Origin of the sequence: Citrobacter sp. CK199, from assembly GCF_030333285.1 — a bacterium.
Taxonomy (GTDB): domain Bacteria; phylum Pseudomonadota; class Gammaproteobacteria; order Enterobacterales; family Enterobacteriaceae; genus Citrobacter_B; species Citrobacter_B koseri.
Genome location: NZ_JAOWGF010000023.1, coordinates 26,084 through 46,384 on the forward strand (window position 1 = coordinate 26,084; position 20,301 = coordinate 46,384).

A 20,301-nucleotide genomic window follows, 5' to 3' on the forward strand; every position below is an offset into this window, starting at 1 on the left:
TGCCTGACACAATACAGCGACAGTAGGGTATTGTGGCATAAAAACAGACAATCAGGGAGTTCCTCATGACCTTCGAATGGTGGTTCGCTTATCTGCTGACATCCATTATTTTGAGCCTTTCTCCCGGCTCCGGCGCCATCAATACCATGACCACGGCAATCAGCCACGGCTATCGCGGCGCAACGGCGTCTATTGCGGGTTTACAGACCGGGCTTGGCATTCACATCGTACTGGTTGGCGTGGGCCTGGGGACGCTGTTTTCACGTTCCGTCGTCGCATTCGAAGTCCTGAAATGGGCGGGTGCCGCTTATCTGATCTGGCTGGGTATCCAGCAATGGCGTGCCGCAGGCGCCATCGATCTCAACACGCTGGCGCACGCACAGTCCCGAAGCCGTCTGTTCAGGCGCGCGGTATTTGTAAACCTGACCAACCCAAAGAGCATTGTTTTTCTCGCCGCGCTATTTCCGCAGTTTATCAAGCCGCAGGAGCCGCAGCTGATGCAGTACGTCGTGCTCGGCATCACAACCATTGTCGTTGATATCATTGTGATGATCGGTTACGCGACGCTGGCGACACGTATCGCAGGCTGGATTAAAGGGCCGAAGCAAATGAAGGCGTTGAATAAGGTATTTGGTTCGCTGTTTATGCTGGTGGGTGCGCTACTGGCGTCCGCAAGGCATGCCTGAGAAATTGCCGGATGGCGCTCGCAACATAATGTTAATCATATGAGCGCCTGAACCTGGCCTTTCGGGAAGGGTCGCAAACAAAGAAAATTATTTTTTATCATGCTATTGCGTTGCTGACGCCAGTGCCAGAATACCGCCGGACTCTCTTATTCATGGATGATAACGATGGCGGAAGCGACAACTCCACATGATGCGGTTTTTAAAACTTTCCTCTCCTGCGTGGAGACCGCGCGGGATTTTATTAAAATCCACCTGCCGCCCTCATTACTTGAGATTTGCAAACTGGATACGCTTCGCCTGGAACCCGGTAACTTTGTAGAAGATGATCTTCGCCCTTATTTCAGCGACATTCTGTATTCTCTGGAAACCACCAGCGGTCGTGGCTATGTACATGTCCTGATTGAACATCAAAGCTCACCTGACAAACTTATGTCGTTTCGCTTGATGCGCTATGCCGTGGCGGCAATGCACCAACACCTGCAAGCTGGCTACAAAACTCTACCGCTGGTTATCCCAGTGCTCTTTTATCATGGACAACAAAGTCCCTATAAAGGCGCCATGAACTGGCTGGATCACTTTGACGATGCGGATGCTGCCCGGAAGCTGTACAGCAATGCGTTTCCACTGGTAGATATTACGGTCATACCTGATGATGAGATTATGCAGCATCGTAGTATGGCCGCGCTGACGCTGGTGCAAAAACACATCCGCCAGCGTGATATGGTGTTGTTGCTGGATAAACTGACTCATCTGTTTATGCTAAAGGAGATGAGCGGACAACAAATAACCGTGCTGGTAAACTACATGGTGCAGGCAGGGAATACGCAAGATGTTCGAACATTACTGTATGAGCTGGCACAGCGCGTGCCGCAGCATGGAGAAAAACTGATGACAATAGCGGAGCAACTTCGGGAAGAGGGCAAACACATTGCCCTGTTAGATGTCGCAAAAGCAATGCTAAAGCGAGGTTTTGAAATCGAAGCAATTATGGAAATGACCGGTCTTTCACAGGATGAATTGCGGCAACTCCAGAATTAAAGAGCATTACCCGCGCGGAGGCCTCCGGCGGGTAACAGGCTTAACGCGAAATAATCAGGTGAATGCCGAAACCGGCAAACAACGCACCGGCAAAACCGTCGATCCACTTCGCCAGGCGCTGATAACCGCGACGCATTTTCGGTAGCGCGAACAGGCTGGCGACCACGGTAAACCAGGCCAGCGTTTCCACGATAATCAATGCGAAAATGCCCCAGCGCGCGGCTACGCCGACGTTATCGCCAACGAACAGTGAAAAGACCGATCCGAAATAGATGATCGCTTTCGGGTTCGCCAGGTTCGTCAGCAAACCTTTCACAAAGCTACGACCGCTTTGCGCCAGTTCAATCTGCGGCGCAGGCGCGGCGACGTCCTGTTTTTTCAGCGCGCCACGCAGCATCTGATAGCCCATCCAGCACAGGTACAAACCACCACCCACCATAATGATGGTATGCAGCCAGGCCATTTTCTCGATAATCAGATGCAGGCCGAGCAACGCAACGCCCGCCCAAACCATGACGCCGCAGGTAATACCCAGCACGCCCATCATCGCTTCCTTGCGCGAGCGGCTCACGGCGGTTTGAGAGACAAAGAAAAAGTCCGGTCCAGGACTCATTAACGCAACGATATGCACCATCGCCACGGTGAGAAATAGCATCAACATAAAAATGACTCGCGGGGGAATAGTTTACCGAGTCACCATCCTGGCACTTTTTTACCTGGCTGACTACTCTTCGTCGTCACCATCGACATGCGCGCGGATCAGCGCCATAAACTCTTTACCGAAACGCTCCAGTTTGCGCATGCCGACGCCGTTAACGCTCAGCATTTCGCTCGGCGAAACCGGCATCTGTTCGGCCATTTCAATCAGCGTCGCATCGTTAAAGACGACATACGGCGGGATATTCTCTTCATCGGCAATGGCCTTACGCAATTTGCGCAGTTTGGCGAACAGTTTGCGATCGTAATTGCCGCCGAAGGATTTCTGCATCACTCGCGGCTTCAACGCGACGATACGCGGCACGGCAAGCTGCAACGGCACTTCGCCACGCAGCACCGGACGCGCCGCTTCGGTTAACTGCAACGCCGAATGTTGGGCAATATTCTGCGTAACCATACCCAGATGAATAAGCTGACGAATCACGCTGACCCAGTGCTCATGGCTCTGATCGCGACCAATGCCGTACACCGGCAATTTGTCATGAGCTAAATCGCGGATACGCTGATTGTTCGCGCCGCGCAATACTTCCACCACATAGCCCATACCAAAACGCTGATTAACGCGATAAATCGTCGACAGGGCTTTACGCGCATCCATCAGGCCGTCGTACTGTTTTGGCGGGTCGAGGCAAATATCGCAGTTGCCGCAGGGTTCCTGCCGCCCTTCGCCAAAGTAGTTCAGCAGCACCAGACGACGACAGGTCTGCGCTTCGGCAAACGCCCCCATCGCGTTCAGCTTATGCCGTTCAATATCCTGTAGCTGCCCGGCGGGTTTCTCCTCCAGACAGCGGCGCAGCCACGCCATATCAGCCGGATCGTAGAACAGCATCGCCTCTGCGGGCAGGCCGTCACGCCCGGCGCGGCCGGTTTCCTGATAGTAGGATTCAATGTTGCGGGGAATATCGAAATGCACCACAAAGCGCACGTTAGGTTTGTTAATGCCCATACCAAATGCGACGGTCGCCACGACGATTTGCAGATCGTCGCGCTGGAACTTCTCCTGCACATCGGCGCGCACGTTATTTTCCAGACCGGCATGATACGCCGCCGCGCTGATGCCGCGACTTTGCAGACGTGCGGCGGTGTCCTCCACCTTCGCCCGGCTGTTACAGTAGATGATACCGGACTTGCCGCGCTGTTCCTGCACATAGCGCATCAGCTGATCGAGCGGCTTAAATTTCTCCATCAGCATGTAGCGGATGTTCGGACGGTCAAAGCTGCTGATCTGGATTAACGGATCGTTCAGCCCCAGCAGGCGAACAATATCCAGTCGGGTGGTGTCATCTGCGGTGGCGGTCAACGCCATAAACGGCAAGGAAGGAAAACGCTGGCGGAGCTGACCGAGCGCGGCGTATTCCGGGCGGAAGTCATGCCCCCACTGCGAGATACAGTGTGCTTCATCGACGGCCAGTAAGACCGGATTCCAGTGCGCCAGATGCTCAAGGAAGTTATCCAGCATCAGGCGCTCCGGCGCAATATACAGCAGGCGAACCTGCCCGGTTCGGCAACCGGCCATCACCTCATGCTGCTGTTCACGGCTCTGCGTCGAGTTCAGGCACGCCGCCGCCACGCCGTTTGCCAGCAACTGGTCGACCTGATCTTTCATCAGGGAGATAAGCGGCGAAACGACAACGGTGAGCCCGTTAAGCAGTAAGGCTGGAATCTGGTAACACAGGGATTTGCCGCCGCCGGTCGGCATGACAACCAGGCAATCACGACCCGAGACGACCGTCTCAATGATCTCTTCCTGGCCTGGGCGAAACTGTTGGTAGCCAAAGGTTTCCTGTAAAACCTGTTTAGCCCCCAATTCCAGATTCAACACTTCCGCCTGCGCCACATTAACCCCGTTTGCCTGAAATAAAAACAGGCGCTATTTTCAGCGCCTGCGAAAGAAACTGCAATGTTTTAAACACAATCATTGCGCAGATCAGAATATGTCATTCAGCATAACACCCACGCCGACACGCGTCTGATTAAAGTTATAGTCGATTAACGATTCGCCATAGCCGCTGTATACCTGGGTATAGAGACGCACATGTTTCGTCATCGGGTAACTTAACCCCACTTCCGCCCCGCCGTAACCGGTATTCCAGTTGTACTGGCCCTTCGCACTCAGCACCGCATCTCCCAGGTGATAGCCGATTTTAAGCTGATAGTAGCCCATATATTTAGTGATATCGGGGTTATCGCCGGTGCCGCCAACGACGTACCACGGTTTCACTTCCATCAGCCAGTTACCGTTTTGCGCCATCAGACGCGTATACAGGCGGTTCCAGCTCCGCGAAGTCGGATCGGAACGCCCGTTGGAGTTATGGTTATACCCCATCTCCACATCGCGCAGCGTCCAGCCTGCAAAGTGGTAATCCGTGGCAAAGCCGAGGAACAACTGCGGTTCGTAGTTAGTCTCACGAAACGGCGAGGACTCTTCGCTGTTGGACAACTGCCACCAGGATTTCTGCGTGTACGACGCCCCCAGCACCGAGTTTGGCCCAACAATCCCACGCCAGAACGGGAAGGCCAGGCTCAGCTGAAACTTCACTTCGTCTTTGCGCGCGTTTTCAGACCAGTTATAAGAGCTGATCGCTTCTTTGTTCAGATCGCTGGTATTGGTGTAGATCAGGTAGTTCGTATCATAAGGATAAAGCGTGAAGGGATTATCATGCACCTGCAACATGTTTGCGATAATACTGCCCTGTACCGCAGGCGCGTCATGAATTTCTTTCACTGTCGCTTCCTGCGCATATACAGCCAATGGCAGCATTGCTGCTGGTAATAACCAACCCAAAATCGCCCGCATCGGTCGTGTTCTCCTGAACGCAATAAGTGTTGAATGGTATAATTATCTGCCAGCCATTCTACATACTTACTTAATCCCTGTTTAGTTATCCTCTCTTAAAGTAGAAAACAACAAATAAGAAGCATAATATCAACATTTCATTAACCAATGGAGTGTCTGGATCGTATGTCTTCCGTACTTACCGCTGAGCAGGCCCTGAAACTGGTGGGCGAGATGTTTGTTTACCATATGCCTTTTAACCGGGCATTAGGACTGGAGCTGGAACGCTATGAAAAGGAGTTTGCCCAACTGGCCTTTAACAATCAGCCGATGATGGTAGGCAACTGGGCGCAAAGTATTTTACACGGTGGGGTGATCGCCTCCGCGCTGGACGTCGCCGCCGGACTGGTGTGCGTGGGCAGCACGCTGACCCGCCATGAGACCATTAGCGAAGACGAGCTACGCCAGCGCATGTCGCGTATGGGAACTATCGATCTGCGCGTTGACTACCTGCGCCCGGGCAGAGGCAACCGCTTTACCGCCACCAGCAGCCTGTTGCGCGCGGGCAATAAAGTTGCTGTGGCGCGTGTGGAACTGCACAACGAAGAACAGCTTTACATTGCCAGTGCGACCGCAACTTATATGGTGGGATAAAAACAGGTAAACTGTTGTTACATTTCTGATATGAGTTTTCCCGATGGATGCTAAGCAAACGCGGCAGGGCGTGTTACTCGCTCTTGCCGCCTATTTTATTTGGGGCATCGCACCCGCGTACTTCAAACTGATTTACTACGTGCCCGCAGACGAGATCCTGACGCACCGCGTGATCTGGTCATTTTTCTTTATGATCGCGCTGATGAGCATCAGCCGCCAGTGGTCTGGCGTTAAAACGCTGCTGCAAACGCCGAAGAAAATTTTCATGCTGGCGCTGTCAGCCGTGCTGATCGGTGGAAACTGGCTGCTCTTTATCTGGGCGGTCAATAACCACCATATGCTGGAAGCCAGCCTCGGGTATTTTATTAACCCGCTGGTTAACATTCTGCTGGGAATGCTGTTCCTCGGCGAGCGCTTCCGTCGTATGCAGTGGCTGGCGGTGATTCTGGCGGCCTGCGGCGTACTGGTGCAGCTCTGGACCTTCGGCTCTCTGCCGGTCATCGCTCTGGGGCTGGCGTTTAGCTTTGCGTTTTACGGCCTGGTACGTAAGAAGATTGCGGTTGAAGCACAAACGGGGATGCTGATCGAAACGCTGTGGCTATTGCCGGTCGCCGCGATTTATCTGTTTGGCATCGCGGATAGCCCAACCAGCCATATGGGGCAGAATCCGCTGTCGCTGAATCTGTTGCTGATTGCGGCAGGTATTGTCACTACGGTGCCGCTGCTGTGCTTTACCGGGGCGGCGACGCGCCTGCGCCTCTCCACGCTGGGTTTTTTCCAGTACATTGGCCCAACCCTGATGTTCCTGCTGGCCGTGACGTTCTATGGAGAAATACCGGGCGCCGATAAGATGGTGACGTTTGCCTTTATTTGGGTGGCGCTGGCGATTTTTGTGATGGATGCGATTTATACACAAAGACGCAAAGTTCGAGGATAAAAGCGTGCCGATGGCGCGTCGCTTATCCGGCCTACGGATCAGTAGGCTCGGTAAGCGACGCACCACCGGGCGCAATATTACAGCCAGTTCTTACGCTTGAAGTACAAATACGGCGCCAGACCCGCAAGGATCATAAAGATAATCGCGCCAGGGTAACCAAAGCTCCACTTCAGCTCCGGCATAAACTCAAAGTTCATCCCATAGCTGGACGCCACCAGCGTCGGCGGCAGGAACACCACGGATACCACCGAGAAGATCTTGATAATGCGGTTCTGCTCGATGTTGATGAAGCCCATCGCCGCCTGCATCAGGAAGTTCACCTTCTGGAACAGGGATTCGTTGTGCGGCAGCAGGGACTCGATATCGCGCAGAATCTCACGCGCCTGCTCCAGTTGCCCCCCCGGAAGACGCGCCTTGCGCACCAGGAAGTTAAGCGCGCGCTGGGTATCCATCAGACATAAGCGAACTTTCCAGCCGATATCTTCCAGTTCTGCCAGCGTGGAGAGCGCTTCGTCATATTCATCGCCCTGATGCCCTTCCATGATCACGCGGCTTAGTTCTTCCAGATCGCTGTAGATGTTTTCAATTTCATCCGCCAGCTGTTCGATTTTGGTTTCAAACAGGTCGAGCAGTAATTCATAGGCATTGCCGTCCACCATCGCCTGGTTACGGGCGCGCATACGGTACAAGCGGAAAGCGGGCAGTTCGCGTTCACGCAGCGTAAACAGGCGGCCATCGCGAATGGTGAATGCCACCGTGGAGTTACCGGCGTGGTCTTCCGCATCTTCGAAAAAGAAAAAGGAGTGGATGTGCAGCCCGTCTTCGTCTTCAAAGAAACGCGCGGATGCTTCGATGTCTTCCAGTTCAGGACGTGTCGCCAGGCTTTGGCCCAGCTCAGATTGTACGCGCAGTCGCTCGTCGTCGTCCGGTTCGACCAGGTCGACCCATACGGCATCAATCAGGGTTTGTGACTCTTCGACTTCCAGCCGGGTCAGTCGATTATTTTCCAGTTGAAATGCGCTCAGCATGACCGGGACTCCCAATGCTTAAAAATATCGGACAGTTCGGGTGGGCACACAGAAACAAATTGGGTTTCAGACCATTAAACAGCCTGACTCAGCGCGACGGGAAAAAGAGAAGGTCGCTGACAACCGCTAAGGCTATCAGCAAAAAGGGATAGCCTTAGGAGTTGATCCTGAATGACAGGATAATGAGCCAGCATCTACTGGGTGTGTCCAAGGCGAATGTCCTCTTAGCGTAATCGTGCGCGCATGTTACGCCAGCAAAAATTTGACGTCAACACGCAACGAAACGCGAAAAAGTAATAATTTCCCCTTATGCAAAAATGTTAGCAGAGGGGAGTTATTTATCTATGATATTCAGAATATTAACCGACAGATAGCCGGATGGCGGCTTCGCCTTATCCGGCCTACAAATCAAAATGTTACCCGGTCTGTAGGCCGGATAAGACGCGCCAGCGTCGCCATCCGGCAAAGCCAAACCGATTAAACCGTTTCCAGTCTGGCATAGGCCGCTACCAGCCATTTGATCCCCTGCCCCTGGAACGCGACCTGTAACCGGCTGTGCTCGCCGCTGCCTTCCAGATTAACGATCGTGCCTTCACCGAATTTCGGGTGACGCACACGCTGTCCCAGCTTGTACCCGGTGTCGTTTTCCGCCATCGGGGTTCCCATCCGCTGGTGACTCACCGGACGACTGACCGTGGCGCGCAGCCGCACTTCTTCCACACAGTCTTCCGGCAATTCGCCGATAAAACGCGACGGGCGGTGGTAGACCTCTTTGCCATACAGACGGCGGGTTTCCGCATAGGTCAACGTCAGCTTCTGCATCGCGCGGGTTACGCCGACGTAGGCCAGGCGACGCTCTTCTTCAAGGCGCCCGCCTTCATCCAGCGACATCTGGCTGGGGAACATCCCCTCTTCCATGCCGACGATGAACACCTGCGGAAACTCCAGCCCTTTCGCCGAGTGCAAGGTCATCAGTTGAACCGCATCCTGCCACGTATCCGCCTGCCCTTCGCCCGCTTCCAGCGCGGCGTGAGAGAGAAACGCCTGCAACGGCATCAGGTCTTCATCTTCTTCGTTGTAGCTGAACTGGCGCGTCGCCGTCACCAGTTCTTCTAAGTTCTCAATACGCGTCTGGCCTTTCTCGCCTTTTTCCTGCTCGTACATCATGCGCAGACCCGAGTCTTTAATCACCCGATCGGTCTGAACATGCAGCGGCATATCTGCCGTCTCCTGCGCCAGCGCGTCAATTAGCTCGATAAAGCGTTGCAGGGCGCTTGCGGCGCGGCCAGCCAGCGCTTTCTCCTGCAACAGCTCGCGGCACGCCTGCCACAAGGTTAACTGACGGTCGCGCGAGGTCTGGCGCACAACGTCCAGCGTGCGATCGCCAATACCGCGCGTCGGGGTGTTCACCACGCGCTCAAACGCCGCATCATCATTACGATTGGCGATCAGGCGCAGATAGGAGAGCGCATCTTTAATTTCCTGACGTTCGAAGAAGCGCATACCGCCATAAATACGGTACGGCATACTGGCCTGCAACAGCGCCTCTTCCAGCACGCGCGACTGGGCGTTGCTGCGATAGAGAATGGCGCACTGTTCCAGCGCCCCGCCGTTGTCCTGCCAGGTTTTGATGCGGTTAACGACAAAACGCGCTTCATCCAGCTCATTAAACGCGCAATAGAGTGAAATCGGTTCGCCATCAATGCCATCGGTCCACAGCTTTTTCCCCAGACGGCCATTGTTGTTTTCAATCAGGGTATTCGCCGCGCTGAGGATGTTGCTGGTCGAGCGGTAATTCTGCTCCAGACGAATGGTTTCCGCGCCCGGGAAATCCTTGAGGAAACGCTGGATGTTCTCCACCTGCGCCCCGCGCCAGCCGTAAATAGACTGGTCATCATCGCCGACGATCATCACTTTGCCGGTATCGCCTGCCAGCAGACGGATCCACGCGTACTGGATGTTGTTGGTATCCTGAAATTCGTCCACCAGGATATTGGTAAAACGTTCGCGGTAGTGCTGAAGGATATGCGGCTTGTTGAGCCACAGTTCATGCGCGCGCAGCAGCAGTTCGGCAAAGTCCACCAGCCCTGCGCGATCGCACGCTTCCTGATAGGCCTGGTAAACCTTCTGCCAGGTCTGCTCCACCGGGTTGCCGTAGCTCTGAATATGGTGCGGACGCAGCCCTTCGTCTTTCTGGCTGTTGATGTACCACATTGCCTGACGCGGCGGCCACTGCTTCTCGTCAAGGTTCATCGCTTTAATAAGGCGCTTGAGCAGGCGCAGCTGATCTTCGCTGTCGAGGATCTGGAAATCCTGCGGCAGGTTGGCGTCCATATGGTGCGCGCGCAGCAGACGGTGCGCCAGACCGTGGAAGGTGCCGACCCACATCCCGCCCTGCGTGGTTCCCATTAACTGACCGATACGGTGGCGCATTTCCGCCGCCGCCTTATTGGTGAAGGTAACGGCCATAATGGAATAGGGTGAATTATTCTCTACGCTCAACAGCCAGGCGATACGGTGCACCAGCACGCGAGTTTTGCCGCTCCCCGCTCCCGCCAGCACCAGCATGTTGCTACGTGGCGCAGCCACCGCTTCGCGCTGTTTATCATTAAGGCTTTCGAGCAGGTAAGAAACGTCCATTGGCACCGCCGCGTAAAAGTGTGTTGGGCGGATAAGCGCAGCGCCATCCGCCAAAAAGCTGGGTATATATACAATACTGCTGGTGATTATATCAGCGAGGTCAAAGATGCCAACCGTGAAATTTCGATATGCGGCAGTAAACGGCTGTCAGTGGTCTGCATCAGGTCGGCATTTTCCGGTTTGATCCAGCAGGCCTGCATTCCACAGCGGATCGCCCCGGCGACATCGGTCGTCAGATCGTCGCCGACGTGGAGGATCTCGCCGATCGGCATGTTGAGCTTCTCCGCCGCCAGAGAGTACATGTCGCTGAACGGTTTAGAGCGCCCGTCCGGGCCTGCGCGCAGCACAAATTCGAAGTAATCGCCCAGCCCAAACAGTTCCGGCTGCGCATTGCCGTTAGTAATGGCCACCAGCGGCCATTTTTTTGCAAGCCGCTTCAGCGTGTCATGCGTCACTTGCGGAACATCGATACGGCTGCGCCACTTTGCAAAATTGATCATTGCGGCGTTCGCCCCCGCCATTGCCTCTTCCGCCGACAGGCCTGCTTCCAGCATGGCGCGCTCCACGGCGCGATGACGCCATCGCGTCACATCATGATAAATTTCCGGCTCTGCTTCGCGTACCGCCTGACGCAGGCGATACAGGTCGGCATTCTGCAATGTACGCAGCGCAGGATGGTAGTTTTGCACAAAGGTGAGCGCTTCCTGCTCGGTGCGCAGGATAACCGGACGGTTATCATAAAGGGTGTCATCCAGATCGAACGTGAGTGCTGAGATGTGTCCCAAAGGCCGGTAAAAACGCATTATTTCCCCCGTTTGGCGCGTGGATGCGCCGCATCGTACACCGAGGCCAGGTGTTGAAAATCAAGATGAGTATAGATTTGCGTGGTGGACAGATTGGCATGGCCTAACAGCTCCTGCACGCCGCGCAGGTCGCCGCTCGACTCCAGCATATGGGTCGCGAACGAGTGACGCAGTTTATGCGGATGGACATGGCTGTTCAGCCCTTGCTTAATGCCCCACTCCGCAAACCGTTTTTGTACATTGCGCGCGGAGATCCGTTTCCCGAGCTTCGAGAGAAACAGCGCATCGTCATCGCTGCCGAACAGGCCGCGCAGATCCAGCCAATGCTCAATCCACGCCACCGCATTGCGGCCAATGGGCAGACGCCGTTCTTTGCTGCCCTTCCCCATCACCCACACTTCGCCCGTATCGAGATCGAGGTGTTTGATGTCTAACCCTACCAGTTCAGACAAACGCAACCCCGCGCCGTACATCACCTCCAGCATCGCCCGATCGCGCACGGCAAGCGGATCGTTAAGGTCGATATCCAGCAGGCGGTTAATATCATCCACGTCGATATTTTTCGGCAGGTGGCGAGGCGCTTTCGGCGCGGAAACGCCTTTCGCCGGGTTGGCGTTGAGTTCACCCTGGCTCACCAGCCAGTCAAAGAAACTGCGTAAAGCAGAGAGGCGCAACGCCAGGCTGGCGGGCCCTAACCCTTTACGGCGGCTACGTACCGCGAAAGCGCGCACCATCGCAGCGTCACATTGTTGCCAGCTTTGCAGACCGGTTTCTCCGGCTAAAGCGATAATGGCATCAAGCTGACGCTGATAGTTCAGTAGCGTGATGGGGCTAAGTTGCCGTTCTACGCCCAGGTAACGCAAGAAGCGCGCAACGTCCTGAGAAAGCGATAATTCGGTCATACACGTTCAATCCAGCGCTCCAGCAGTTCCGGCAACATCAAGGCGATTTCTTGCAGTAACTGTGTCCCCTGCCCCTGCTGGTAATGATGCACATCGCGGCTACTGAAGAGTATGACCCCCAGATCGCCATCGCGCCCCAGCATCGACATCGCCACCGAGCCAATCGCTTTGGCTTCAGGCAGCACCACCAGCAGTTCCGGGCCATTCAATGGGCCAAGATAGTGTTGCGCCTGCCCCAGACGCTGGATACGCAGCGGTTCAAAGGCCTGACGGCTTAACGCCAGATGGGTATGATTCGACGGCGCGCCGAGTCGCCAGCGATCGGGAAACAGCCGGATGGTCGCGCCCGCCAGCCCCAGCTCCCGCGCCCAGCGATGAAACCGCATCAGCATTTCATCCAGGCTACTGGCGGAAACCAGCCGTCCCTGCAAATGCAGCAGACGGTAGAACAGGCTTTCGTTGGCATTCGCCTGTTCCATTAGCAGCGTCATGTTCTCTTCAAGAACATGGATATGATTCCGGGCGCGGGCCATATGCCACTCAACAAGCGACACCGTACCCCGCACGGGATGCGGAACGCGCATCACCTCAACGGCGCGCGCATTACGGATAAAAAACTCAGGGTTACGCAGTAGATAATCGACGACCGCCCGGTCGTCCAGTTCCATCTGTGTTTCCTGTAGTTCTTCCCCTGGTTGCTTCATAGATGAATAAATCCGTCGTAGACATGTGCCGCCGGGCCAGTCATATACAACGGATGACCCGGGCCTTTCCAGGCGATATCAAGGCGACCGCCAGGTAATTCCACGCGTACTTCTTCTGCCAGCAAACCCTGCTGAATGCCCACCGCAACGGCGGCGCATGCGCCGCTGCCGCAGGCCTGAGTTTCTCCTGCCCCACGTTCATAAACGCGTAATCGGATATGCTCGCGCTTCACAACCTGCATAAACCCAATATTCGCTCGTTCTGGAAAACGCTCATGGCTTTCCAGAACCGGTCCCAGCGTTTCGACTGCCGCCGTGTCGATATTATCGACCTGAATCACGCAGTGCGGGTTCCCCATTGAAACCACGCCGCACAATATTGTCTGCTCGGCCGCTCGCATAATATAGGTCTTTTCCGCTTTGTTGGCGCGAAAAGGAACCTGCGCGGGTTCAAAGTTTGGCTCACCCATGTTCACCCGCACCAGCTCATCATCTGTGACGCTCAGCACCATCCGGCCATTGGCCGTGCTGACGCGGATATCGCGCTTATTGGTCAGCCCTTTCAGACGCACAAATCGCGCAAAGCAGCGGGCGCCGTTACCGCACTGCGACACTTCGCTGCCATCGGCGTTGAAGATGCGGTAATGAAAATCCAGTTCAGGATCGTAAGGAGGCTCGACAACCAGAAGCTGGTCGAACCCCACGCCCAGATGCCTGTCTGACAGGCGGCGGATCAACTCCGGCGAGAAAAAGACATTCTGCGTTACCGCGTCGACGACCATAAAATCGTTGCCAAGGCCATGCATTTTAGAGAATTGCATCATTCACTCCATTTACGCGGGGACAGAAACGTACCGTCAATAGTTCACCTGAGAAGGGCCGTCTCCCGTAGCGCGATCGTTTTGATCGGGCGTCGTCGATTGGATTTGCGAATCAACCTCATGCGTCGGCGTCGGCGCGTTTTTGTCAGCAGGTGGAAAATAGAGCGGGCCTTTCAGACCGCAGCCGGTCAGGCTGAACAGAGTGAGAAGTACAGCGAGTGCCTGAAACACATTTTTCATTATGGATTGCCTGTAAGTTCATGCTTTCTGTTTTCTATCATCGCAGGAGAAGACGTAAAAGCAAGAGTTGGCTGAAAACTGCATCATGAATTCTTCCAGGTTATACTGCCGCCATCACGTAAAAAACGGGAAACAACAATGAACGACAGTGAATTTCATCGCCTCGCAGACACCCTGTGGATGACCATTGAAGAACGTCTGGACGACTGGGACGGCGACAGCGATATCGACTGCGAAATCAACGGCGGCGTGCTAACCATTACCTTTGAGAACGGCAGCAAAATCATCATCAACCGTCAGGAGCCGCTGCACCAGGTATGGCTGGCGACCAAACAGGGCGGCTACCATTTTGACCTGAAAGGCGACGAATGGATTTGCGATCGCAGCGGCGAAACCTTCTGGGATCTGCTGGAGCAGGCCGCGACACAACAGGCTGGAGAAGCGGTGAGCTTCCGCTAAGTTTTATTGCCGGATGGCGCTGTGCTTATCCGGCCTACGTATCTCGCGTCATTTGTAACACCGCCATCCGGCATCATGTTCACGAGAAATACTGCTGCAACAGCGGCGCGTCGTTGTCCTGGTTTGCCGGTGGCACGGCGCTGATGGGCTGGGTACGGAACGGAATGACCTGCTCGCGACCGTCGGTATTCACAATCTGGTAGAACTGCGGCAGGTTGAAGTTGATGAAGCTGGAGCCGTAGGTGAAGCGATCGTGCGACGACGAATAGAAGCGGCTCACGTCGCGTACCAGCTCTTCTTTGCTGCCTTCGCAGTGGTGATACACTTCCGCTCGGTTACTCTCGTCCAGAATATAAATATTAAAGCCTTTCTCATCACCGGTTTCTTCAAAGAAGAACTGGATGATCCCTTCGCTGGCGAACCCATCCACCACCGACGGTAATTTCACATGGTTGGTCTCAACCTGAACGGAAAGCCCGTGAAGTTTGTTGTGCGAAATCGCGCCGTAAAACTCAATGGCGTTTTCCAGTTTCTGCACCGAAACATTCAGGCGCTCGAAGAACAGCCCCCAGGTTTGGCCCGAAACGCGCAGCGCTTTAAAACGTCCGGTTTCCTGGCGGGTGCTGGAGAGGCGCAGTTCAATGCACTCGGAGACCAGTTGCTGTACGCGGGTGCGGATCAGGCCGCGCAGATGCTGGCTATAGCAGAACACTTCCACGCTGTCCGGCGGCGCGGCATCCTGGTGCATTTTGCCGAGAATCGTTTTCAGCGCTTCAATCATCGCCTGTTCGCCGTTGAAGTGCAGGGTACGCACTTCGTTCCACGAGTTGCGATACAACAGGTCGACACTGCCGACCAGGCAGTTTTGCTCTTCGCCAAAGCTGAAGACATCCAGCTTACGGAAATCGAAATGCACCACCTGATTGCGGAACGCCGCCGTCGGGTCATATTCAAGGTTAACGATGATCGCCAGATGGCGAATTTCACACGGACTGTAGAGCGCTTTCGGCGTTGGCGCAGGCAAACGCAGCGGGAAATGGTGCGACACATCGGCCACCATCTCCTGCAACTTAGGCAGGTCCACAATGCCGTTGCCCTTAATAAACAGGTGGGTACGCGACGTCAGCAAACCGTTAAACCAGGCCCACGCTACCAGTTTGTTCAGGTAGCGGTTATATTCCAGCGGCTGATGGCTGATGATCGAATCCATGTTCGGCGCACGGTTGTAGAGATACCAGCCAGAACGGTTGGCCCGGCCCGGCGGCACATGGATAAAGGTCAGGTTCGGTTCGGAGAGATCCGGTGAAATCTGCGGGTTCACCAGCGTCACTTTGCCCGGCAGGGCTTCAAATGCGGCATACAGTTTACGCGTCAGCACGCCAATATCCTGCGGGCTGGCGCTAACGCTGAGATTGTTACGGCGGGCAAAACGGATCAGATTACGATAGCTCTGCATCATGGCGTCGAGCAGTTCGTTATGCGCTTCGCGTACCTGATCGATCTTCCAGTTCGCCCGGTTGTCGAGCATTGTCAGACGGGCGTCGTCCCATCCCCACTCGTTCACTAACTGACTTAACACTTCACGACGCCAGCCAACACAGGCGCGTTCGCGGCTCAGTTTCTCACACACTTTTAAGTAGAAACATCGACGGACTAAATCAAGACGCGTCGGATCTTCAATAGCCGTGAGGTATTCGGTCACGCGTTCCAGCATCATGCAATACGGGTCGAGACCAAACGAAACGATCTCGCCGTCATGCAGGCGCTGTTTAATGTCTTTCGCCAACAGGCGCGGATTGGGATATTCCCAGGAGTAGGCTTCCAGCAGCAGTGTTTTCAGCACCGCTTTGTACGGGGAATCGATACTCTTGTACAACTGCCAGAGGCTGGCGCCAAAGTACTCTTCGGCGGAGAGCGAGCTTAATCCGCCCAGGTCCAGCCATTCGTTTGGCGTGAGGACACCCTGCGCGTAAAGCGTCATGACGTAGTCGTCGTAATGCTCTTCTTCGTCGCACGGCACCATATTCCACAGAATACGCTTACCGGCCAGACGCACAGCGGTGCGATAAAATTCGTCGAGCAGCAGGATGTGCTGCGTCGAGCCGCAGTCTTCACCACCCAGACTGCCGCTTTCATTATGGCGGAAACGGTTTTCGTCGATCAGGAAGAAGCTGACTTCCACGCCCAGCGAAGCGGCCCAGCTTTCCAGCAGGCTGCATTTACGTTGCAGCAACTGGCGCTCTTCGCTATCAAGCCAGGACTGGTGGCAGACCCAGATATCCAGGTCAGAAGAACAGCTTTGCCCTACTGAAGATGTACTGCCCATTGAGTACACGCCGGTGATCGGCAGCTCGCCTTTCGGCGGGTCCTGCGGGGACATACCCCGGTACAGTTCAAGTTCATTCAGGTAGTGGCGTTGGGTTTCATCAGGCGTGTAAAAGCATATGCCCTTGGGAACGTTACCGTCGAGGTAACCCGGCATCAGCGGATTATGGTAGTGCAATAATGTCGGCAGCAGACTGTATACCTGCTGGAAGGCAGGGCCCATGGCAGCAAGCGCGCGATCCACACGCAATTGATTGATGGCATCCAGTCTCTGTTTCAAAGTCTCAATATAGAGGTACAAGACGTATCGCCTGATGTTGCTACCCGTCATGCGTCTGATTGCCATCGCGAGTGCGGACAACCAAACCATTCGGGATAAACCGTATGTCAAAAATAACCGTTACCTTTTTCATCCTTCTCCCCATTAAGGGGTAAAGACGAAAAAATGGTCTAAAACGTGATCAATTTAACACCTTGCTCATTGACCGTAAAGAAAGATGCACTACATACAAGTGTAGCACCGTTAGCTACGTGTAAATTCCTTAATACGGTCAGGCGGTTTCTCGTCATTATTCACTGCCAGTCGCGACGCCGCGCCTGATCCTCTTACTCACCTTTGACCGTAACACTGACATCCCACTTGTAAGGATGTTAGGATGGTCCACGGACGATAATGACGGTAACAAGCATGTTAGACAATGTTTTAAGAATTGCCACACGCCAAAGCCCCCTTGCGCTCTGGCAGGCACATTATGTCAAAGACGCGTTGATAGCACAGCATCCGGGACTGGTCGTGGAACTGGTGCCGATGGTAACGCGCGGCGACGTGATTCTGGACACCCCTCTGGCAAAAGTGGGCGGTAAGGGCTTGTTTGTAAAAGAGCTGGAAGTCGCGCTGCTGGAAAAGCGCGCCGATATCGCCGTGCATTCGATGAAAGATGTGCCGGTAGAATTCCCGCAAGGGCTTGGCCTGGTCACGATTTGCGAACGCGAAGATCCACGCGATGCTTTCGTCTCGAACCAATACAACAATCTGGATGAACTGCCCGCAGGCAGCATCGTCGGCACATCAAGTTTGCGTCGCCAGTGCCAGTTGGCCGAGCGTCGCCCGGATCTCGTCATCCGCTCGCTGCGCGGCAACGTCGGCACACGCCTGAGCAAGCTCGATAACGGCGATTATGACGCAATTATCCTGGCGGTTGCCGGGTTAAAACGGTTAGGTCTGACGTCGCGTATTCGCACCGCGCTGCCTCCCGAAATCTCTCTCCCTGCCGTAGGGCAAGGCGCAGTGGGCATTGAATGCCGACTGGATGACGCACGTACTCAGGCGCTGTTAGCGCCGCTGAATCATGAAGAAACCTCGCTACGTGTAAAAGCCGAACGCGCCATGAACACCCGCCTGGAAGGGGGCTGTCAGGTGCCGATTGGCAGCTATGCTGAAATCATTGATGGTGAAGTCTGGCTGCGTGCGCTGGTTGGCGCGCCTGACGGTTCGCAGATGATTCGCGGAGAACGTCGTGGATTGCCGCAGGACGCCGCGCAAATGGGCATTTCCCTGGCGGAAGAGCTATTGGAAAACGGCGCCCGCGCGATTCTGACCGAGATTTATAACGGAGAAGCGCCCGCATGAGTATTCTGGTCACCCGCCCGTCTCCCTCCGGGGAAGAGTTAGTGAGCCGTCTGCGCACACTGGGGCAGGTGGCCTGGAGTTTTCCGCTTATTGAGTTTACGCCGGGCCGGGAACTGGCAACGCTTGCCGATCGCCTGGCGGCGCTCACGGACAACGATCTGGTGTTCGCCCTCTCGCAACACGCCGTCGCCTTTGCCCACGCCCAACTGCAACAGCAGGGGCTGGACTGGCCTGTGCAGCCACGCTACTTCGCTATCGGGCGCACAACGGCGCTGGCGTTGCATACCGTTAGCGGATGCGATATTCGCTATCCTCTGGATCGGGAAATCAGCGAAGTCTTGCTACAATTACCTGAATTACAAAATATTGCGGGAAAACGAGCGCTTATTTTACGGGGCAACGGTGGGCGTGAACTGTTAGGCAAAACCCTCACAGAACGCAGCGCTGAAGTCACCTTTTGTGAATGTTATCAACGCAGTGCAAAACATTACGATGGCGCGGAAGAGGCGATGCGCTGGCACTCTCGCGGCGTGACGACGATTGTTGTCACCAGCGGCGAAATGCTGCAACAGCTCTGGTCGCTGATCCCGCAGTGGTATCGTGAGCACTGGTTACTACGCTGTCGGCTGCTGGTCGTCAGTGAGCGTCTGGCGCACCTCGCCCGGGAACTGGGCTGGCAAGATATTAAGGTCGCTGATAACGCCGACAACGATGCGCTACTGCGCGCATTACAATAACTCTCATAATGGGATGCCATAATGACGGAACAAGAAAAATCCTCCGCCGTGGTTGAAGAGACCAGGGAGGCCGTGGAAACCACGCCGCAGCCAGTCAATGCAGAAAAGAAGAGTAAGAACGGCGCCGCGCTGGTATTGAGTGCGGTGGCAATCGCCATTGCCCTGGCCGCGGGCGTCGGTCTGTATGGCTGGGGAAAGCAGCAGGCCGTTAAACAAACGGCCACCAGCGATGCGCTGGTTAACCAACTTACGGCGCTGCAAAAAGCCCAGGAAAGCCAAAAAGCGGAGCTGGAAGGCATTATCAAACAGCAGGCGACGCAACTGGATGATGCAAATCGCCAACAGGCCGCGCTGGCGAAACAGCTGGATGAAGTGCAACAGAAAGTCGCGACGATCTCCGGCAGCGATGCCAAAACCTGGCTGCTGGCGCAATCTGATTTTCTGGTCAAACTCGCCGGACGTAAATTGTGGAGCGATCAGGATGTCACCACCGCTGCGGCGCTGCTCAAAAGCGCGGATGCCAGCCTGGCGGACATGAACGACCCCAGTCTGATCGCCGCGCGCCGCGCCATTACCGATGATATTGCCAGCCTGTCGGCGGTGGCGCAGGTGGACTACGACGGCATTATCCTCAAAGTGAACCAGCTCTCTAACCAGATTGATAACCTGCGTCTGGCCGATAACGACACCGACGATTCGCCAATGGACTCCGACAGCAGCGAGCTGTCCAGCTCGATCAGCGAATGGCGCGTTAACCTGCAAAAAAGCTGGCAGAACTTTATGGACAGCTTTATTACTATTCGCCGTCGTGATGACACCGCCGTCCCGCTGCTGGCGCCGAACCAGGACGTTTACTTACGTGAAAACATCCGCTCCCGCCTGTTAGTGGCGGCGCAAGCCGTGCCGCGTCATCAGGAAGAGACTTACCGTCAGGCGCTGGATAATGTCTCCACCTGGGTACGCGCGTACTACGACACCGACGACGCAACGACCAAAGCGTTTCTTGATGACGTGGATAAACTGAGTCAACAGAGCATCACGATGGACGTGCCGGAGACGTTACAGAGCCAGCCGATTCTTGAAAAACTGATGCAGACTCGCGTGCGTAACCTGCTGGCGCAACCGGCGGCAGCCACGACCGAAGCGGCTCAGGCCCCTGCTCCGCAGGCAGAAGCACCGGCAGCCGCGCCGCAAGGAGAATAAT

Annotated in this window: 20 protein-coding genes; 8 read left to right on the forward strand and 12 right to left on the reverse strand. The window is 55.1% G+C overall.

All coding sequences use genetic code 11. The annotated features are described in order from the left end of the window. The first annotated feature begins 65 nt into the window (after positions 1 to 65). Both rhtB and OGX75_RS03895 read left to right on the forward strand, forming a co-directional pair. Positions 66 to 686 carry a homoserine/homoserine lactone efflux protein gene (gene rhtB, locus OGX75_RS03890; RefSeq protein ID WP_047459975.1) on the forward strand — a complete coding sequence of 207 codons (621 nt, stop codon included), beginning with the start codon at positions 66 to 68 and terminating at the stop codon, positions 684 to 686. Between the two features lie 165 nt (positions 687 to 851). Further along, positions 852 to 1,724 (forward strand): Rpn family recombination-promoting nuclease/putative transposase, encoded by an 873-nt coding sequence (locus OGX75_RS03895; protein WP_047459979.1) that lies wholly within the window; start codon positions 852 to 854, stop codon positions 1,722 to 1,724. 40 nt (positions 1,725 to 1,764) lie between these two features. On the opposite strand, the gene rhtC is transcribed toward OGX75_RS03895, so the two are convergent. The 3 genes from rhtC to pldA form a co-directional block, all read right to left on the reverse strand. After that, the gene (gene rhtC / locus OGX75_RS03900) at positions 1,765 to 2,385 is read right to left on the reverse strand and encodes a threonine export protein RhtC (RefSeq protein WP_012131165.1); all 621 of its coding nucleotides are present in this window, start codon (positions 2,383 to 2,385) and stop codon (positions 1,765 to 1,767) included. A 63-nt stretch (positions 2,386 to 2,448) separates the two neighbouring features. Continuing rightward, entirely contained in the window at positions 2,449 to 4,278 is a 1,830-nt protein-coding gene (gene recQ, locus OGX75_RS03905) for an ATP-dependent DNA helicase RecQ (RefSeq protein ID WP_012131164.1), read from the reverse strand. Between the two features lie 90 nt (positions 4,279 to 4,368). After that, entirely contained in the window at positions 4,369 to 5,238 is an 870-nt protein-coding gene (gene pldA / locus OGX75_RS03910; protein WP_012131163.1) for a phospholipase A, read from the reverse strand. Between the two features lie 165 nt (positions 5,239 to 5,403). Between pldA and yigI the strand changes: the two genes are divergently transcribed. Both yigI and rarD read left to right on the forward strand, forming a co-directional pair. Further along, positions 5,404 to 5,871: an acyl-CoA thioesterase YigI gene (gene yigI, locus OGX75_RS03915; RefSeq protein ID WP_024130101.1), complete on the forward strand. Its 468-nt coding sequence runs from the start codon at positions 5,404 to 5,406 to the stop codon at positions 5,869 to 5,871. 43 nt (positions 5,872 to 5,914) lie between these two features. Next, the gene (gene rarD / locus OGX75_RS03920; RefSeq protein WP_047459986.1) at positions 5,915 to 6,808 is read left to right on the forward strand and encodes an EamA family transporter RarD; all 894 of its coding nucleotides are present in this window, start codon (positions 5,915 to 5,917) and stop codon (positions 6,806 to 6,808) included. A 77-nt stretch (positions 6,809 to 6,885) separates the two neighbouring features. On the opposite strand, the gene corA is transcribed toward rarD, so the two are convergent. The 8 genes from corA to lptM all read right to left on the reverse strand — a co-directional run bounded on the left by corA (position 6,886) and on the right by lptM (position 13,946). Next, on the reverse strand, positions 6,886 to 7,836 hold the full coding sequence (gene corA / locus OGX75_RS03925; protein WP_012131160.1) for a magnesium/cobalt transporter CorA: 951 nt from the start codon (positions 7,834 to 7,836) through the stop codon (positions 6,886 to 6,888). Positions 7,837 to 7,990: 154 nt separating this feature from the next. Continuing rightward, on the reverse strand, positions 7,991 to 8,047 hold the full coding sequence (gene ysgD / locus OGX75_RS03930; protein ID WP_213164972.1) for a YsgD/CorL family protein: 57 nt from the start codon (positions 8,045 to 8,047) through the stop codon (positions 7,991 to 7,993). 266 nt (positions 8,048 to 8,313) lie between these two features. Continuing rightward, complete coding sequence (gene uvrD / locus OGX75_RS03935) at positions 8,314 to 10,476, reverse strand: DNA helicase II (RefSeq protein WP_110494856.1); 2,163 nt, start codon at positions 10,474 to 10,476, stop codon at positions 8,314 to 8,316. An 86-nt stretch (positions 10,477 to 10,562) separates the two neighbouring features. Continuing rightward, positions 10,563 to 11,279 carry a 5-amino-6-(5-phospho-D-ribitylamino)uracil phosphatase YigB gene (gene yigB / locus OGX75_RS03940; RefSeq protein WP_012131157.1) on the reverse strand — a complete coding sequence of 239 codons (717 nt, stop codon included), beginning with the start codon at positions 11,277 to 11,279 and terminating at the stop codon, positions 10,563 to 10,565. Further along, a complete protein-coding gene (gene xerC, locus OGX75_RS03945) occupies positions 11,279 to 12,181 on the reverse strand; it encodes a tyrosine recombinase XerC (protein WP_012131156.1) in 903 nt (300 codons plus the stop codon). The genes yigB and xerC overlap by 1 nt, the downstream gene beginning before the upstream one ends. Then, positions 12,178 to 12,885, reverse strand: a complete 708-nt coding sequence (locus OGX75_RS03950; RefSeq protein WP_286451064.1) for a DUF484 domain-containing protein — start codon at positions 12,883 to 12,885, stop codon at positions 12,178 to 12,180. Before OGX75_RS03950 ends, xerC begins: the two co-directional genes overlap by 4 nt. Then, positions 12,882 to 13,706 (reverse strand): diaminopimelate epimerase, encoded by an 825-nt coding sequence (gene dapF, locus OGX75_RS03955; RefSeq protein ID WP_024130100.1) that lies wholly within the window; start codon positions 13,704 to 13,706, stop codon positions 12,882 to 12,884. The genes OGX75_RS03950 and dapF overlap by 4 nt, the downstream gene beginning before the upstream one ends. A gap of 36 nt (positions 13,707 to 13,742) precedes the next feature. After that, the gene (gene lptM / locus OGX75_RS03960) at positions 13,743 to 13,946 is read right to left on the reverse strand and encodes an LPS translocon maturation chaperone LptM (protein ID WP_286451065.1); all 204 of its coding nucleotides are present in this window, start codon (positions 13,944 to 13,946) and stop codon (positions 13,743 to 13,745) included. 138 nt (positions 13,947 to 14,084) lie between these two features. Between lptM and cyaY the strand changes: the two genes are divergently transcribed. Further along, positions 14,085 to 14,405 (forward strand): iron donor protein CyaY, encoded by a 321-nt coding sequence (gene cyaY, locus OGX75_RS03965; protein WP_047459992.1) that lies wholly within the window; start codon positions 14,085 to 14,087, stop codon positions 14,403 to 14,405. A 79-nt stretch (positions 14,406 to 14,484) separates the two neighbouring features. On the opposite strand, the gene cyaA is transcribed toward cyaY, so the two are convergent. Next, entirely contained in the window at positions 14,485 to 17,031 is a 2,547-nt protein-coding gene (cyaA, locus tag OGX75_RS03970; RefSeq protein WP_012131151.1) for a class I adenylate cyclase, read from the reverse strand. Positions 17,032 to 17,418: 387 nt separating this feature from the next. Here cyaA and hemC point away from each other — a divergent pair, with 387 nt between their 5' ends. Genes hemC through hemX form a run of 3 tightly spaced genes read left to right on the forward strand, consistent with a single transcriptional unit; the run spans position 17,419 to position 20,300 of the window. Further along, positions 17,419 to 18,360: a hydroxymethylbilane synthase gene (gene hemC / locus OGX75_RS03975; protein WP_286451066.1), complete on the forward strand. Its 942-nt coding sequence runs from the start codon at positions 17,419 to 17,421 to the stop codon at positions 18,358 to 18,360. Beyond that, positions 18,357 to 19,097 (forward strand): uroporphyrinogen-III synthase, encoded by a 741-nt coding sequence (hemD, locus tag OGX75_RS03980; RefSeq protein ID WP_049008262.1) that lies wholly within the window; start codon positions 18,357 to 18,359, stop codon positions 19,095 to 19,097. Before hemC ends, hemD begins: the two co-directional genes overlap by 4 nt. A 21-nt stretch (positions 19,098 to 19,118) precedes the next feature. Continuing rightward, entirely contained in the window at positions 19,119 to 20,300 is a 1,182-nt protein-coding gene (hemX, locus tag OGX75_RS03985; RefSeq protein WP_012131148.1) for a uroporphyrinogen-III C-methyltransferase, read from the forward strand. Position 20,301: the final 1 nt, after the last annotated feature.